The 14,185-nt window shown below is 58.1% G+C and carries 14 protein-coding genes; 2 read left to right on the top strand and 12 right to left on the bottom strand.

The genetic code is table 11. The features are described from left to right. Positions 1 to 112: 112 nt before the first annotated feature. Positions 113 to 490 (top strand): DUF2756 family protein, encoded by a 378-nt coding sequence (locus AB3N39_RS01375; RefSeq protein WP_021242742.1) that lies wholly within the window; start codon positions 113 to 115, stop codon positions 488 to 490. Here AB3N39_RS01375 and ugpQ read toward each other — a convergent pair. The 10 genes from ugpQ to livK form a co-directional block, all read right to left on the bottom strand. Continuing rightward, positions 474 to 1,220, bottom strand: coding sequence for a glycerophosphodiester phosphodiesterase (gene ugpQ / locus AB3N39_RS01370; protein ID WP_008503355.1), 747 nt, complete (start codon positions 1,218 to 1,220; stop codon positions 474 to 476). The genes AB3N39_RS01375 and ugpQ overlap by 17 nt on opposite strands. Next, positions 1,217 to 2,287 carry a sn-glycerol-3-phosphate import ATP-binding protein UgpC gene (locus AB3N39_RS01365; RefSeq protein ID WP_133293579.1) on the bottom strand — a complete coding sequence of 357 codons (1,071 nt, stop codon included), beginning with the start codon at positions 2,285 to 2,287 and terminating at the stop codon, positions 1,217 to 1,219. The genes ugpQ and AB3N39_RS01365 overlap by 4 nt, the downstream gene beginning before the upstream one ends. Position 2,288: 1 nt before the next feature. After that, positions 2,289 to 3,134 (bottom strand): sn-glycerol-3-phosphate ABC transporter permease UgpE, encoded by an 846-nt coding sequence (gene ugpE / locus AB3N39_RS01360; RefSeq protein ID WP_111964220.1) that lies wholly within the window; start codon positions 3,132 to 3,134, stop codon positions 2,289 to 2,291. After that, positions 3,131 to 4,018, bottom strand: coding sequence for a sn-glycerol-3-phosphate ABC transporter permease UgpA (gene ugpA / locus AB3N39_RS01355; protein ID WP_133293578.1), 888 nt, complete (start codon positions 4,016 to 4,018; stop codon positions 3,131 to 3,133). Before ugpA ends, ugpE begins: the two co-directional genes overlap by 4 nt. A gap of 127 nt (positions 4,019 to 4,145) precedes the next feature. Continuing rightward, a complete protein-coding gene (gene ugpB, locus AB3N39_RS01350; RefSeq protein ID WP_023310025.1) occupies positions 4,146 to 5,462 on the bottom strand; it encodes a sn-glycerol-3-phosphate ABC transporter substrate-binding protein UgpB in 1,317 nt (438 codons plus the stop codon). A 252-nt stretch (positions 5,463 to 5,714) separates the two neighbouring features. Continuing rightward, positions 5,715 to 6,428, bottom strand: coding sequence for a high-affinity branched-chain amino acid ABC transporter ATP-binding protein LivF (livF, locus tag AB3N39_RS01345; protein WP_008500102.1), 714 nt, complete (start codon positions 6,426 to 6,428; stop codon positions 5,715 to 5,717). Position 6,429: 1 nt separating this feature from the next. Continuing rightward, entirely contained in the window at positions 6,430 to 7,197 is a 768-nt protein-coding gene (gene livG / locus AB3N39_RS01340) for a high-affinity branched-chain amino acid ABC transporter ATP-binding protein LivG (protein ID WP_024906698.1), read from the bottom strand. After that, complete coding sequence (gene livM / locus AB3N39_RS01335; protein WP_048226437.1) at positions 7,194 to 8,471, bottom strand: branched chain amino acid ABC transporter permease LivM; 1,278 nt, start codon at positions 8,469 to 8,471, stop codon at positions 7,194 to 7,196. Before livM ends, livG begins: the two co-directional genes overlap by 4 nt. Further along, a complete protein-coding gene (gene livH, locus AB3N39_RS01330) occupies positions 8,468 to 9,394 on the bottom strand; it encodes a high-affinity branched-chain amino acid ABC transporter permease LivH (protein ID WP_133293577.1) in 927 nt (308 codons plus the stop codon). The genes livM and livH overlap by 4 nt, the downstream gene beginning before the upstream one ends. Positions 9,395 to 9,440: 46 nt before the next feature. After that, positions 9,441 to 10,550, bottom strand: coding sequence for a high-affinity branched-chain amino acid ABC transporter substrate-binding protein LivK (gene livK, locus AB3N39_RS01325; protein ID WP_047653117.1), 1,110 nt, complete (start codon positions 10,548 to 10,550; stop codon positions 9,441 to 9,443). 424 nt (positions 10,551 to 10,974) lie between these two features. Here livK and panM point away from each other — a divergent pair, with 424 nt between their 5' ends. Further along, positions 10,975 to 11,358, top strand: coding sequence for an aspartate 1-decarboxylase autocleavage activator PanM (gene panM, locus AB3N39_RS01320; protein ID WP_023334145.1), 384 nt, complete (start codon positions 10,975 to 10,977; stop codon positions 11,356 to 11,358). A 177-nt stretch (positions 11,359 to 11,535) separates the two neighbouring features. Here panM and livJ read toward each other — a convergent pair whose 3' ends face one another. Together livJ and AB3N39_RS01310 are read right to left on the bottom strand one after the other, a co-directional pair. After that, positions 11,536 to 12,636 (bottom strand): branched chain amino acid ABC transporter substrate-binding protein LivJ, encoded by a 1,101-nt coding sequence (gene livJ, locus AB3N39_RS01315; RefSeq protein WP_143344528.1) that lies wholly within the window; start codon positions 12,634 to 12,636, stop codon positions 11,536 to 11,538. Between the two features lie 197 nt (positions 12,637 to 12,833). Then, entirely contained in the window at positions 12,834 to 14,099 is a 1,266-nt protein-coding gene (locus tag AB3N39_RS01310; protein WP_133293574.1) for a 4-aminobutyrate--2-oxoglutarate transaminase, read from the bottom strand. Between the last annotated feature and the right edge of the window lie 86 nt (positions 14,100 to 14,185).

Raw genomic sequence — 14,185 nt, 5'->3', positions numbered from 1 at the left:
AGGTGAAGGGATCCATATTCCCCGCTTAAGCCTGGTTCACAACTCCTAAAAAATCATCGTCATGGTGAAATCAGGGTAAACTTAAGAGAGACCTCAAAAGGAGGAAATGACAATGAAACGCTTATTGATTCTTACGGCGCTGATCCCCTTTGCCGCGCTCGCACAGCCACTCAACACCATGAATAACCCGAACCAGCAGGGTTACGTCATCCCGAGCCAGCAGCGTATGCAGACCGAGATGATGAGCCAGCAACAGCAGCAAAAAGGGATGCTTAACCAGCAGTTGAGAACGCAGACCCAGATGCAGCAGCAGAGCCTGCAAAATCAGATGAACGCCAACACCCAGCGGGTGCAGCAGGGTCAGGTGCGCGAGCAGCCGCTGCCGAACAGAAACGGCGGAATGTTAGGCGGGATGACCTCGTCAGGCAGCGGACAGCAGCATATGCTGCCGCCGCAGTCGAATGGCAGTATGCTTAATCCGCAGAACTAAAGTCCGGGCCGATCAGGTCGATTGCATCGGTACAGATGCTGTCCACGCCCCAGCGCAGCAGTTCGGCTGCACGCTGGGGTTTGTTAACGGTGTAAACCAGAATATGCAGTCCCGCATCTTTCAGCATCTTCACCCGCGCCTCATCCAGCAGCTTGTGATTAAGATGAATAGAGACACACGCTAAGCGCGTCGTCAGCTCGCGCCAGTCTTCGCGCCACTCGTCCAACAATAGCCCGCGCGGCAGCTCCGGCGCGGCAGCCTGCGCCGCCTCCAGCGCGTCGATTTCAAACGAGGAGAGCAGCGGCGCGGTCATCCCTTCCCACAGCTCGCGCGCGGCAAGGGCAATCACTTTGCCGGTCAGCGGCCCGGTGCCGGTGGTCGGTTTAATTTCGATATTGGCCATCATGCCGTGCTGGCGACAGCGATCGGCCACTTCCGCCAGCAGCGGCAGCGGTTCGCCTTTGAATTCGCCGCTGTACCAGCTTCCGGCGTCGACTTTCAGCAGATCGCGCCACGGCAGCTCGCCCGCGACGCCCCAGCCGTTGCTGGTGCGTTCGAGGTTATCGTCATGCAGCAGGAAAATCTCGCCGTCTTTCGACAGCTTGGCGTCGAACTCGATCATGGTGTGGCCGTAACGCGCGCCAACATCAATCGCCGCCAGGGTGTTCTCCGGCGCCAGTTTACCGCCGCCGCGGTGGGCGACGACGTGGGGATAAGGCCAGTTGCTCATACTCGTTGTCCTGTTTCACCGTCAAAAAGGTGCAGATGATTTTCCGGCAGGTGCAGCCACAGCGTGCTGCCTGCTTTAGGGCGCTCCTGATGCACCAGACGCACCACCATCTTTTGCTCGCCCCAGCGCCCGTGCGCCAGGTTATCTGCACCTAGCATCTCCAGCGTGTCCATCACCAGCGGCACGCCGCCTTCCGCCTGAGAGGTTAAACCGATATGTTCCGGGCGGATACCGAGCGTCATCTTACGCCCGGCGTAGCCACGATAGTACCAGTTGATCGGCAATGCCATCCCGCTTTCCAGCTCAAAGTGCGTGCCCGTGCTGCTGATGCGCCCTTCGAGCAGGTTCATCGCCGGGCTGCCGATAAAGCTCGCCACAAAGCGGGTAGCCGGTTTCTCATACACTTCCACCGGGGTACCAATCTGCTCGGCAACGCCTTTGTTCATCACCATCACGCGCTGGGCGAGGGTCATGGCTTCGACCTGATCGTGGGTAACGTACAGCGAGGTGGTTTTCAGACGACGGTGCAATTGCTGCAGCTCAAGACGCATCTGCACGCGCAGCTTGGCATCGAGGTTAGAGAGCGGCTCGTCGAACAGGAATACCGCCGGATCGCGCACGATGGCGCGCCCCATCGCTACGCGCTGGCGCTGGCCGCCTGAGAGCTCGCGCGGGCGGCGCTTGAGCAGGCCGTCCAGCTCCAGAATGCGGGCGGCTTCTTTCACGCGCTCCTCGATATGGCCTTTGCCCATGCCGCGGATTTTCAGCCCCCAGGCCATGTTCTCCTCCACGCTCATGTGCGGGTAGAGAGCGTAGTTCTGGAAGACCATCGCGATACCTCTGTCTTTCGGCTCCATCTCGGTGACGCGCTGGCGGTCAATCCAGATGTCCCCGGACGTCACGCGCTCCAGCCCCGCCACCATGCGCAGCAGGGTGGATTTGCCGCAGCCGGACGGGCCGACCATCACGATAAACTCCCCGTCCGCCACGTCGAGCGTCAGCGGCTGGATCACCTGGGTTTTGCCGTCCCAGCTTTTGGTTACTGCCTGAAGTTTTAAACCTGCCATCTTATTTCTCGCTATCGACCAGGCCGCGGACAAACGCGCGCTGCATGGCTAAAACAATGACTACGGGTGGGATAAGGGTGAGCAGCATCGCCGCCATCACCTGGTTCCAGAGGGTGGTGCCTTCGCCGGTGGCAATCATGCCTTTGATGCCCGCCACGGCGGTGCCGAGATTGACGTCCTGAATAATCAGCAGCGGCCACAGGTACTGGTTCCAGCCGTAGATAAAGGTGATCACAAACAGCGCCGCAAGGTTGGTTTTCGACAGCGGCAGCACGATGTCGCGGAAGAAGCGCATCGGTGAGGCGCCGTCGATGCGCGCGGCTTCAATCAGCTCGTCCGGCAGAGTCATAAAGAACTGGCGGAAGAGGAAGGTGGCGGTCGCCGAGGCCATCAGCGGCAGGGTTAAGCCCGCGTAGCTGTCGAGCATCTTCAGGTTGGCGATCACCTCCACCGTCGGGAAGATACGCACCTCAACCGGCAGCATCAACGTGATGAAGATCATCCAGAAGAAGAGGTTACGCAGCGGAAAGCGGAACCAGACGATGGCGAACGCCGAAAGCATCGACACCGTAATTTTGCCGACCGTAATGCCAAACGCCATGATGAAGCTGTTGAGCATCATCAGCCAGAACGGTGCGCTGTTGACGCCCACGCCCTGGGTCCAGATGGTCTTCATGTTCTCAAAGAGGTGGCCGCCGGGGATCAGCGTCATCGGCGTATCGAACACCGCTTTGGTGTCCAGCGTGGCGGCGACAAAGGCCACGTACAGCGGGAAGAGGATGACGATGATCCCTAAAATCAGCATGGTATGGCTGAAAATCGTCAGCCCGCGACGGTTCTCAATCATTGGTAGCGCACCTTACTTTCGACATAGCGGAACTGCACCACCGTGAGGATGATGACGAGGAACATCAGCACAACCGACTGCGCGGCAGAGGCGGAGAGATCCAGCCCGGCGAAGCCTTCGCGATAGATTTTGTAAATCAGCGTGGTGGTCGCCTGCACCGGGCCGCCTGCGGTGGCCGCATCGATTACCGGGAAGGTGTCGAAGAAGGCGTAAACGAGGTTAACCACCAGCAGGAAGAAGCTTACCGGGGCGATCAGCGGCAGCGACAGCCTGAAGAAGCGACGAATCGGCCCTGCGCCGTCAATCGCGGCGGCTTCCACCAGCGAACGCGGAATGGACTGCAGCGCGGCAAAGAAGAACAGGAAGTTATAGCTAATCTGCTTCCACACCGAGGCGAACACCACCAGGAACATGGCCTGGCCGCTGTTCTGGGCGTGGTTCCAGTCGTAGCCGAACTCTGCCAGGAAATGGGTAATCAACCCTCGCCCCGGGTTAAACAGGAAAATCCACAGTACGGCAGCGACGGCGGGCGCCACGGCGTATGGCAGCAGCATCAGGGTCTGATAAATACGACTTCCGCGCACCACGTAGTCCACCAGCGCGGCGAAAAACAGCGAGGCAACAAGGCCGCTGACGGTGACCAGCGCGCTGAACTTCATCGTCGTCCAGAAGGACTCCAGGTAGTAGCTGTCATTGAACAGCGCGGTAAAGTTGTCCAGCCCGACAAACTGGCTGGAAAGCCCAAACGGATCGACGCTTTGTACCGAGTACCACAGCGCTTCGCCCGCAGGCCAGATAAAGAAGATAACGGTGATGACCAGCTGAGGCGCGACCAGCAGGTACGGCAGCCAGCGGGAACGGAACACCGGACGGGATGATGACATAGGTTAGCTCTGTAGGTATTCACCCCTCACCCTAGCCCTCTCCCCAGAGGGGAGAGGGGACTGCACGGAGCCGTCTTTTCTCCCTCGCCCCTTTGGGGAGAGGGCCGGGGTGAGGGGCAGGTTTGAATTACGATTTCGTCGACTGCTCAAAGCGGCGCAGCAGCTGATTCCCGCGCTCTACCGCGGAATCCAGCGCCTGCTGTGGCGTTTTCTTCCCGGTCCAGACGCTTTCCAGCTCTTCATCCACAATGGTGCGGATCTGCGGCATGTTGCCCAGGCGCAGGCCTTTGGTGAACGGCAACGGCGGCTTGTTCAGCATCTGGCGCGTCGCGATGTCCGCCCCTGGGTTCTTGCTGTAGAAGCCCTGCTCGCGGGTCAGGTCATACGCGGCTTTGGTGATCGGCAGGTAGCCGGTCTTCTGGTGCCATTCGGCGGCGTTTTCCGGCTTCGCCAGGAAGTCGAGGAACTCGGCCACGCCTTTATAGGTGCCCTTGTCTTTACCCTGCATCACCCACAGGCTCGCCCCGCCGATGATGGCGTTCTGCGGCGCGCCCTTCACGTCAGCGTCATACGGCATCATGCCCACGCCGTAGTTGAATTTGGCGTAGTGACGGATGTCCGCCAGCGAGCCGGACGAGGCGGTGGTAATGGCACAGTCGCCGTTGTAGAACTTCTCGGTGGATTCGTCTTTACGCCCGAAGTAGCTGAAGTCGCCCTTCTTGTTCAGATCGGCAAGCAGCGCAATGTGCTTCACCTGCTCCGGCTTGTTGAACTCCAGTACCGCATCGGTGCCGTCGAAGCCGTTGTTTTTGGTCGCAACCGGCAGGCCGTGCCAGGCGCTGAAGTTTTCAATCTGGATCCAGCCCTGCCAGCCGCTGGCGTAGCCGCACTTCATTCCCGCCGCTTTCAGCTTCGCGGTGTATTCGGCCAGGTCCTGCCAGGTTTTTGGCGGCTGCTCCGGGTCTAAACCGGCTTTTTTGAATGCGTCTTTGTTGTAGTACAGCACCGGCGTAGAGCTGTTAAACGGCTGGGACAGCAGATGGCCGGTTTTGGAATCGGTGTAGTAACCCGCTACGGTCGGTACAAACTGGGATTCATCGAAGTTGATACCCGCTTCTTTGAATACTTCATAGACCGGCTTGATGGCTTTGGAGGCCATCATCGTAGCGGTGCCCACTTCATAAACCTGTAACAGTGCAGGCGCGTTGCCTGTACGGAAGGCGGCGATGCCCGCGCTCAGGCTCTGCTCGTAGTTGCCTTTGTACACCGGCACAATTTTGTAATCCGGGTGGGTGTCGTTGAAACGCTGCGCCAGGGAGTCAACTTCTTTACCCAACTCCCCTTCCATGGAATGCCAGAACGGAATGGTCGTCACAGCCATTGCGTTCGTCGCAAAAGCCAGACCCAGTGCCAGACCCAAAGCTGTGTGTCGTAACGATGTCATTGTCATCTCTCTTATTGTGCCGGATGCGCGATATCACGCGTTTTATGCTCGCGAGGTAACATGACATGCTCGAATGACAGAAAAATAACTGTTTGTTTACAGATAAGTGACAGTAAAGGGTCAGGGGGATGATGGTTATGTGAAGGGGGTTGGATGGTTGGGTGCGGTCTGGTGCCCTCACCCCGGCCCTCTCCCACAGGGAGAGGGAGAAAACACTAAAAAAGGCAACTTGCGTTGCCTTTTTGCTTTTACCTATCCGCCCAGATACGCGCTCCGCACCGCTTCGTTCGCCAGCAGCGCGTCGCCGGTGTCTTCCAGCACCACGCGGCCGTTCTCCAGCACGTAGCCACGGTCGGCGAGCTTCAGCGCCTGGTTGGCGTTCTGCTCGACGAGGAAGATGGTCATCCCCTCTTTGCGCAGCTGCTCGATGGTGTCGAATATCTGCTGGATGATGATTGGCGCCAGGCCGAGCGACGGCTCATCCAGCAGCAGCAGGCGTGGCTGGCTCATCAGCGCGCGGCCGATCGCCAGCATCTGCTGCTCACCGCCGGACATGGTGCCCGCACGCTGAATGCGGCGCTCCCACAGGCGCGGGAAGAGTTCGTACACCCATTTGATGCGGGTCTGGTATTCATCGCGGTGGGCGAAGAACCCGCCCATCGCCAGGTTCTCTTCCACCGTCATACGCGAGAACACGCGGCGCCCTTCCGGAACAATCGCCACCGCCTCGCGCATGATTCTGGCGGTCTGCCAGTCGGTAATGTCTTTGCCATCAAACACAATCCGCCCGCTGGTGGCGCGCGGGTCGCCGCACAGGGTGCCGAGCAGCGTGGTTTTGCCCGCGCCGTTGGCGCCAATCAGGGTCACGATTTCACCCTGATTGATATGCAGGCTGACGTCGTGCAGCGCCTGGATCTTGCCATAGTGCGCGTTGACCTTGTCGAACGTTAACATCGCTTTTTCCATCTTATGCCTCACCCAGGTATGCGCGGATCACGTCCGGGTTGTTGCGGATCTCTTCCGGCGTGCCGTTTGCCAGCGGCGTACCCTGGTTAACCACGTAGATACGGTCGGAAATGCCCATTACCAGCTTCATGTCGTGCTCAATCAGCAGAATGGTGGTGTCGTGGTGATCGCGCAGCTCAGCAATCAGCTCGTCCAGCTCTTTGGTCTCTTTCGGGTTGAGGCCCGCCGCCGGTTCGTCGAGCATCAGGATTTCCGGCTGGGTGACCATGCAGCGCACAATCTCCAGACGACGCTGGTCGCCGTAGGCCAGATTGCTCGCCTGGCGGTTAGCGTGCTGCAGCAGGCCAATTCGGTCGAGCCAGGTGGCGGCGCGATCGAGCGCTTCATCCTGGGCGCGGCGGAAGGCCGGGGTTTTCAGCAGACCGGAGAACAGCCCGGTTTTCAGCTGCTGATGCTGCGCAACCAGCAGGTTCTCAATCACCGTCATCTCGCGGAACAGACGCACGTGCTGGAAGGTACGCACCACGCCCATGCGGGCAATCTGCTGGCCCGGCAGCCCTTCAAGGTGCTTGTCGCGCAGCATGATGGTGCCGCCCGTCGGCTTGTAGAAGCCGGTCAGGCAGTTAAAGACCGTGGTTTTCCCCGCGCCGTTCGGGCCAATCAGGGAGACAATCTCTTTCTTGTGCAGATCCAGTGACACATTGTTGACCGCCAGCAGGCCGCCAAAACGCATCATCAGACCGTTAACGGATAATAATGGCTGACTCATGCCTGCTCTCCTTTCGCTTGCCCGTTCTTCAGCTTCAGCTGTGGACGGGTCATCGGCAGCAAGCCCTGCGGACGCCAGATCATCATCAGCACCATCAAACCACCCAGCATTAACATGCTGTATTCGTTAAAGTCGCGCATCAGCTCGCGCGAAACCACCAGCAGGATGGCCGCGAGGATAACGGCGAACTGCGAGCCCATCCCGCCGAGCACCACAATCGCCAGCACAAAAGCGGATTCGGCAAAGGTGAACGATTCCGGGCTGACGAAGCCCTGACGCGCGGCAAACAGCGTCCCGGCGAAACCGGCAAACGCGGCGCTGATGGTGAACGCGGTCAGCTTGATGCGTGTCGGGTTCAGGCCCAGGGAACGGCAGGCGATCTCATCCTCGCGCAGCGCTTCCCACGCGCGGCCCAGCGGCATGCGCAGCAGGCGGTTAATCACGAACAGGGTGATCACCACCAGCAGCAGCGCTACCAGATAGAGCCAGATCACGCGGTCGGACGGGTCATACTTCACGCCGAAGAAGTTACTGAAGGTATCCCAGCCGCCTTCGCGGGCGGTACGGCTGAACTCCAGACCGAAGAAGGTCGGTTTCGGGATCTGGCTGATGCCGTTCGGGCCGCCGGTCACTTCGGTGTTGTTCAGCAGCAGGATACGGACGATTTCACCGAAGCCTAAGGTCACGATCGCCAGGTAGTCACCGCGCAGGCGCAGCACCGGGAAGCCAAGCAGGAAACCGGCTGCGGCGGAGACCAGCCCCGCCAGCGGCAGACAGGTCCAGAAGCCGAGGCCGTAATAGTGGTTCAGCAGCGCGAAGGTGTAGGCGCCGATGGCGTAGAAGCCGCCGTAGCCAAGCACCAGCAGGCCAGATAGCCCCACCACCACATTCAGACCAAGACCAAGAATCACGTAGATCATGGTCAGGGTAGCGATATCTACGGTTCCACGAGAGACCACAAACGGCCACGCCACGGCGGCCACCAGCAGCGCCACGAGGAACAGCTTCTGCTTAACGGTTGACCCGTCGATGGCCGGCAGAACGAATTTCGGCCCGGAGACGTTTTTCAGCGACTTCTGGAACAGCGGACGCAGCAGCTGGAACAGGAACACCACGGCAGTGCCGATAAATACCCACTGCCAGCGGATGTCGGGGGCGGCGTCTACCACCAGCTTCGTCCCGTCCAGACCTAACTGGACGCCCATAAAGACGCCCGCCAGCACGAAGAACATGGCGGCAGAGAGCAGCGCCATTGCAAAATGCATCGGTTTCATACTTTCTCTACCTCCGGACGGCCCAGAATACCGGTAGGCATCACCAGCAGAACCAGAATCAGCAGGGCAAACGACACCACATCTTTATACTCAGTGCTCAGATACGCCGAGGAGAGCGCTTCCGCCACACCCAGGATCAGGCCGCCGATCATCGCCCCCGGAATACTGCCGATACCGCCCAGAACCGCCGCGGTAAACGCTTTCATCCCGGCCATAAAGCCGATGTACGGGTTGATCACGCCGTAGAACTGGCCGAGCAGCACGCCTGCGACGGCCGCCATCGCGGCGCCAATCACGAAGGTCAGGGCAATCACGCGGTCGGTGTTGATGCCGAGCAGGCTCGCCATCTTCAGGTCTTCTGCGCAGGCGCGGCAGGCGCGTCCCATCCGCGAGTAGCGGATGAACAGCGTCAGGGCCAGCATCGCAATAAAGGTCACGACCCAGATAACCAGCTGCATGGTGGTGATTGAGGCCGAGAAGTTTTCACTGGCCCCCACAATCCACTGGCCGTTAAACAGGCTTGGCAGCGCCACGTCGCGCGAGCCTTCGGTCAGGCTGACGTAGTTTTGCAGGAAGATCGACATCCCGATCGCGGAAATCAACGCAATCAGACGCTTGGAGCTGCGCACCGGCCGGTAGGCCACGCGCTCGATGCTCCAGCCGTAGGTGCTGGCAATCACAATCGCGCCAACAAACCCGGCGGCGACCAGCAGCCAGCTGCTGTCGATGCCCATCATCATCAGCGCGGCGATGATCATAAAGGAGACATAGCTACCGATCATGTAGACCTCGCCGTGGGCGAAGTTGATCATGCCGATAATGCCGTAAACCATCGTATAGCCGATGGCGATCAGCGCGTAGGTGCTTCCCAGCGTAACGCCGTTAAACATCTGCTGCAGGAAATAGAGAAACTGCTCGGACATATGCAAACCTTTTTATACCCGCCCGTCAGTCCGGGCGGTGGGATAATTATTTGGCGGCCGAAGATGAACCGTCGGCGTGCCACTTAAAGACACCAAACTCAAATCCCTTCAGATCGCCTTTCTCATCCCAGTTCAGCGGCCCAATCACGGTGTTCGCCCCGTGTGCTTTTAAATCTTTCACCAGATCCAGCGGTTCTTTGCTGCCGGAGCGTTCCAGCGCGGTGGCCAGAGACTGTACGGCGGCGTAGGTGATCCAGACGTACGGACCACTCGGATCTTTCTTCTGCGCCTTGAGCGCATCCACGATAGCCTTGTTGGCCGGATCCTGGTCATAGCGTTTTGGCATCGTCACCAGCATGCCTTCAGCAGAATCCCCGGCGATGTTTGACAGAGAGGCATTGCCCACGCCCTCTGGCCCCATAAACTGGGTCTTCAGACCGGTGGCGCGCGCCTGACGCAGCATCTGGCCCATCTCCGGGTAGTAGCCGCCGTAGTAAACAAAGTCGATATTCTCTTTTTGCAGGCGGGCGATCAGCGCGGAAAAGTCTTTCTCACCGGCGGTAATCCCGTCGAAAAAGACGATGTTTGCGCCGCCTTTTTTCAGGCCGTCCTGAACGGAGCGCGCCAGGCCTTCGCCGTACTGCTGCTTGTCATGAATAATGGCGATACGCTGCGGCTTGACGGTTTCAAGGATGTATTTGGCGGCGGTTGGCCCCTGAGAGGAGTCCAGCCCCGCGGTACGCATGATGTGCTGGTATCCGCGCTGGGTCAGCTCAGGGTTAGTGGCGCCAGGGGTGATCATCAGAATGCCTTCGTCTTCGTAGATATCAGAAGCGGGCTGGGTGGACGACGAGCACAGGTGGCCGATAACATACTGGATGCCGTCGTTAACGATTTTGTTGGCGACCGCGACGGCCTGTTTCGGATCGCAGGCGTCGTCATATTCTACGCCCACCAGCTTGTCGCCTTTGATGCCGCCCTTAGCGTTGATGTCTTTGATGGCCTGGCGCGCACCGTTGAACTCCATATCACCCCACTGGGCAACAGGGCCGGACATCGCGCCCACTACCGCAACTTTAATGTCCTCCGCCATGGCGGCATGCGAGATCGACAGTGCGACCATCCCCGCGATTAACGTCTTCGCGTTCCTTTTCATCTCTGAATCCCCATTCGTGATGTCGTGTTTATATTTTGTTTTATTATGGTTAAAAAGCATTCTGTACTTTTAATGAACAACGCTATTTTTACCAGTGCCTTTAATGGTTTAGCGCAGGTTTTTGTCAAAAACCAGACTAAAATCTCTATTTTTCAGGCGATTAAGCAAAGATAATATTCTGAAATCAGGCAGAGATAAACAAATAAAAGTGCAGTTTGCAGCATAAAATAACGGTACAAAGCGCCGAATAAATCACTACCATTCAGGTTAAAATTCTGCTTATTTTTCGATCCATGTGTTTTCAAACTGCCCATCGCGTTGCCAAAAAACTAATCACCTGGTTAATGAGAATAAAAAGAGGAAGCCGCTGAGTGAATAAATTGAGTACACTGCCTCTACTCAATTTGATTTGGACAAGTAGCTAATGAAACTGACTATCGTGCGTCTGGTGACCTTTAGCGACCAGGATCATATCGACCTGGGCAAGATCTGGCCGGAATATTCCCCTTCGTCGCTGCGCGTTGATGAGACCCACCGCATTTATGCCGCGCGTTTTAACGAGCGCCTGCTGGCTGCGGTTCGCGTCACCCTGAGCGGTACAGAAGGAGCGCTGGACTCACTGCGCGTTCGTGACGTCACCCGTCGTCGCGGCGTGGGACAGTATTTAATTGAAGAAGTGATCCGCGAAAACCCAAGCGTGACCTCATGGTGGATGGCCGACGTGGGCGTGGAAGACCGCGGCGTGATGGCAGCGTTTATGCAGGCGTTAGGCTTTACGGCGCAGGAGAGCGGGTGGGAGAAGCGCTAAAAGAAAGCCGGGTGGCGGCTGCGCCTTACCCGGCCTACATTCTCCACTGTATTTTCCCAAGCATTTCGTGTTGCAGGAAGGCGGCAAGTTATGAAATCCCCGGGAGCTTACATAAGTAAGTGACCGGGGTTGAATAACGCAGCCAACGCACCTGCGGCGCGAAAGGAGACGGGAAAATTATTTTGCGTCTGTCGCCGTGCCATTGGCATGCCAGTCAAACACGCCGAACTCGAAGCCCTTCAGGTCGCCCTTCTCGTCCCAGGAGAGTGGCCCCATAACGGTCTGAACCGTATTCGCTTTCAGCCAGGTGGCAATTTCAGCCGGATCGGCTGACTGGTTCAGACCTGCCTGCAGAGACTGCAGCGCCGCGTAGGTGGTCCAGACGAACGCGCCGCTTGGATCCTGTTTCTTCGCCTTGATGGCATCTACGATAGGTTTGTTCGCAGGGACCTGGTCGTAGTTCTTCGGTTTGGTCACCAGCAGACCTTCGGCTGATTCACCCGCAATGTTAGACAGAGAAACGTTCGCCACGCCTTCCGGGCCCATAAACTGGGTTTTCAGGCCCGCAGCGCGCGCCTGACGCAGGATCTGGCCCATTTCCGGATGGTAGCCGCCGTAGTATACGAAGTCGATATTCTCTTTCTTCAGACGCGCCACCAGGGTGGAGAAGTCTTTCTCACCGGCGGTGATCCCGTCGAAGAACACCACGTCGGCATTGGCTTTCTTGAGGTTGTCCTGCACTGAACGCGCCAGACCTTCACCGTACTGCTGCTTGTCATGAACGATAGCAATGCGCTTCGGCTTCACTTTTTCAACGATGTATTTCGCCGCGGTTGGGCCCTGGTCTGAGTCCAGGCCGGTGGTGCGCAGGGTCAGCTTGTAGCCACGCGCAGTCAGCTCCGGTGCGGTCGCTGCCGGAGTGATCATCAGAATACCTTCGTCTTCGTAGATGTCAGACGCGGGCTGAGTAGAGGAAGAGCACAGGTGACCGATAACGTATTTGATCCCGTCGTTCACCACTTTGTTCGCGACCGCGACCGCTTGTTTCGGGTCACAGGCATCATCATATTTTACGATCTGCAGTTTTTCGCCTTTGATACCGCCCTTAGCATTAATGTCTGCAACCGCCTGTTCAGCGCCGGTAAATTCCTGGTCGCCGTACTGTGCTACCGGACCGGACATCGCGCCAACCACAGCCACCTTGATGTCTGCCTGTGCCATGGTGCTGAATGCCAACGCGATACATCCTGCCAGTAACGCTTTACCCTTCATGTTCATCCTGAGATTCCCCATTATTATGGTTATTACGATTGTTGTGATGTTGTTGTGCAGCGCTTTATGTCAGTTATAGGTGTGCTGTCCGCGCTTTTTCAGCATACTCTGCTAAAACATACCCGATTTTTATGATTTTGGAATAGCTAATTTGAAATGAATATATGATAAGCCCGGCAGGATTTACCGCCGGGCTTGCGGCTTTAACGTGTCAGCGACGCGGAGATTATATCCAGCGCTTTCCGGAACTGCGCTTCAGGGATAGTCAGCGGATAGAGGAAACGAATGACGTTGCCGTAGACGCCGCAGCTCAGCAGAAGCAGCCCTTGGTTCAACGCACGTTCCTGCACCTGGCGGGTAAATTCCGGAGAAGGCTGGCCCGTTTGCGGGTCGTTAAACTCTACCGCCACCATCGAGCCCTGCCCGCGAATGTCAGCGATATACGGGCAGTGTTCCTTGGCTTTGTTGAGCACTTCCACCAGGTGATGGCCGAGATGCGCCGAGCGCGTGCAGAGATCTTCCTCGTCAATCACGTCCAGCACCGCGTGCGCTGCGGCAATCGCCAGCGGATTACCCGCGTAGGTGCCGCCCAGCCCGCCCGGCGCAGGCGCGTCCATCACGTCGGCACGGCCCGATACCGCCGAGAGCGGCATCCCGCCCGCCAGGCTTTTTGCCATGGTGATCAGGTCCGGCTTCACGCAGTGGTGTTCCATCGAGAAAAGCTTGCCGGTGCGGGCGAAGCCGCTTTGCACCTCGTCGGCAATCAGCAAAATACCGTGGGTATCGCACAGGGCGCGAAGAGCCTGCATAAAATCAGCAGGCGCAATGTTGAAGCCGCCCTCCCCCTGAACCGGTTCGAGAATAATCGCCGCGACCTGGTCAGGAGCAATATCCGCTTTAAAGATACGTTCCAGGCTTTTTAACGCCTCAGCGGTGCTGACGCCGTGTAGGTCATTCGGATACTGCGCGTGGTAAACCGAGCCGGGGAAGGGTCCGAAGCCGATCTTGTACGGCGCAACTTTGCCGGTCAGCGCCATAGTCATAAAGGTGCGGCCGTGGAACGCGCCGCCGAAGGTGATAAGGCCAGGACGTTTGGTATAGGCGCGCGCAATTTTGACCGCGTTTTCGACCGCCTCAGCCCCCGTGGAGAAGAACGCCGTTTTGGCAGGACCTTCTACGGGCACGCGTGCGTTGATACGCTCGGCAAGCGCCACGTAGCCTTCGTACGGCACAATCTGGTAGGCCGTGTGGGTAAACGCGTGAAGTTGTTTTTCGATGGCGGAAATGACTTTGGGATGCCGATGGCCAGTATTCAGCACCGCGATCCCGGCGGCGAAGTCGATATACTCATTGCCTTCCACGTCCCACACCGTGGCGTTTTCGGCTTTATCGGCATAGAAGTTACACATCACGCCGATGCCGCGCGGCGTCGCCTGTAAACGCCGGTCGTTCAGTTCGTTGTTTTTCACCCTGTCCCCCTGAGAAAGTCGCCTGCTTAGCGCATCAGTAAGTGTTTGCCAGGGGGAGGGAATTCGCCAGAGCGGGCGCTAAAAAA

Origin of the sequence: Enterobacter vonholyi, assembly GCF_040834095.1 — a bacterium.
GTDB lineage: Bacteria > Pseudomonadota > Gammaproteobacteria > Enterobacterales > Enterobacteriaceae > Enterobacter > Enterobacter vonholyi.
The sequence above is the reverse complement of the archived record's forward strand: the minus strand, read 5'-3'. Positions and strand labels throughout refer to the sequence as shown.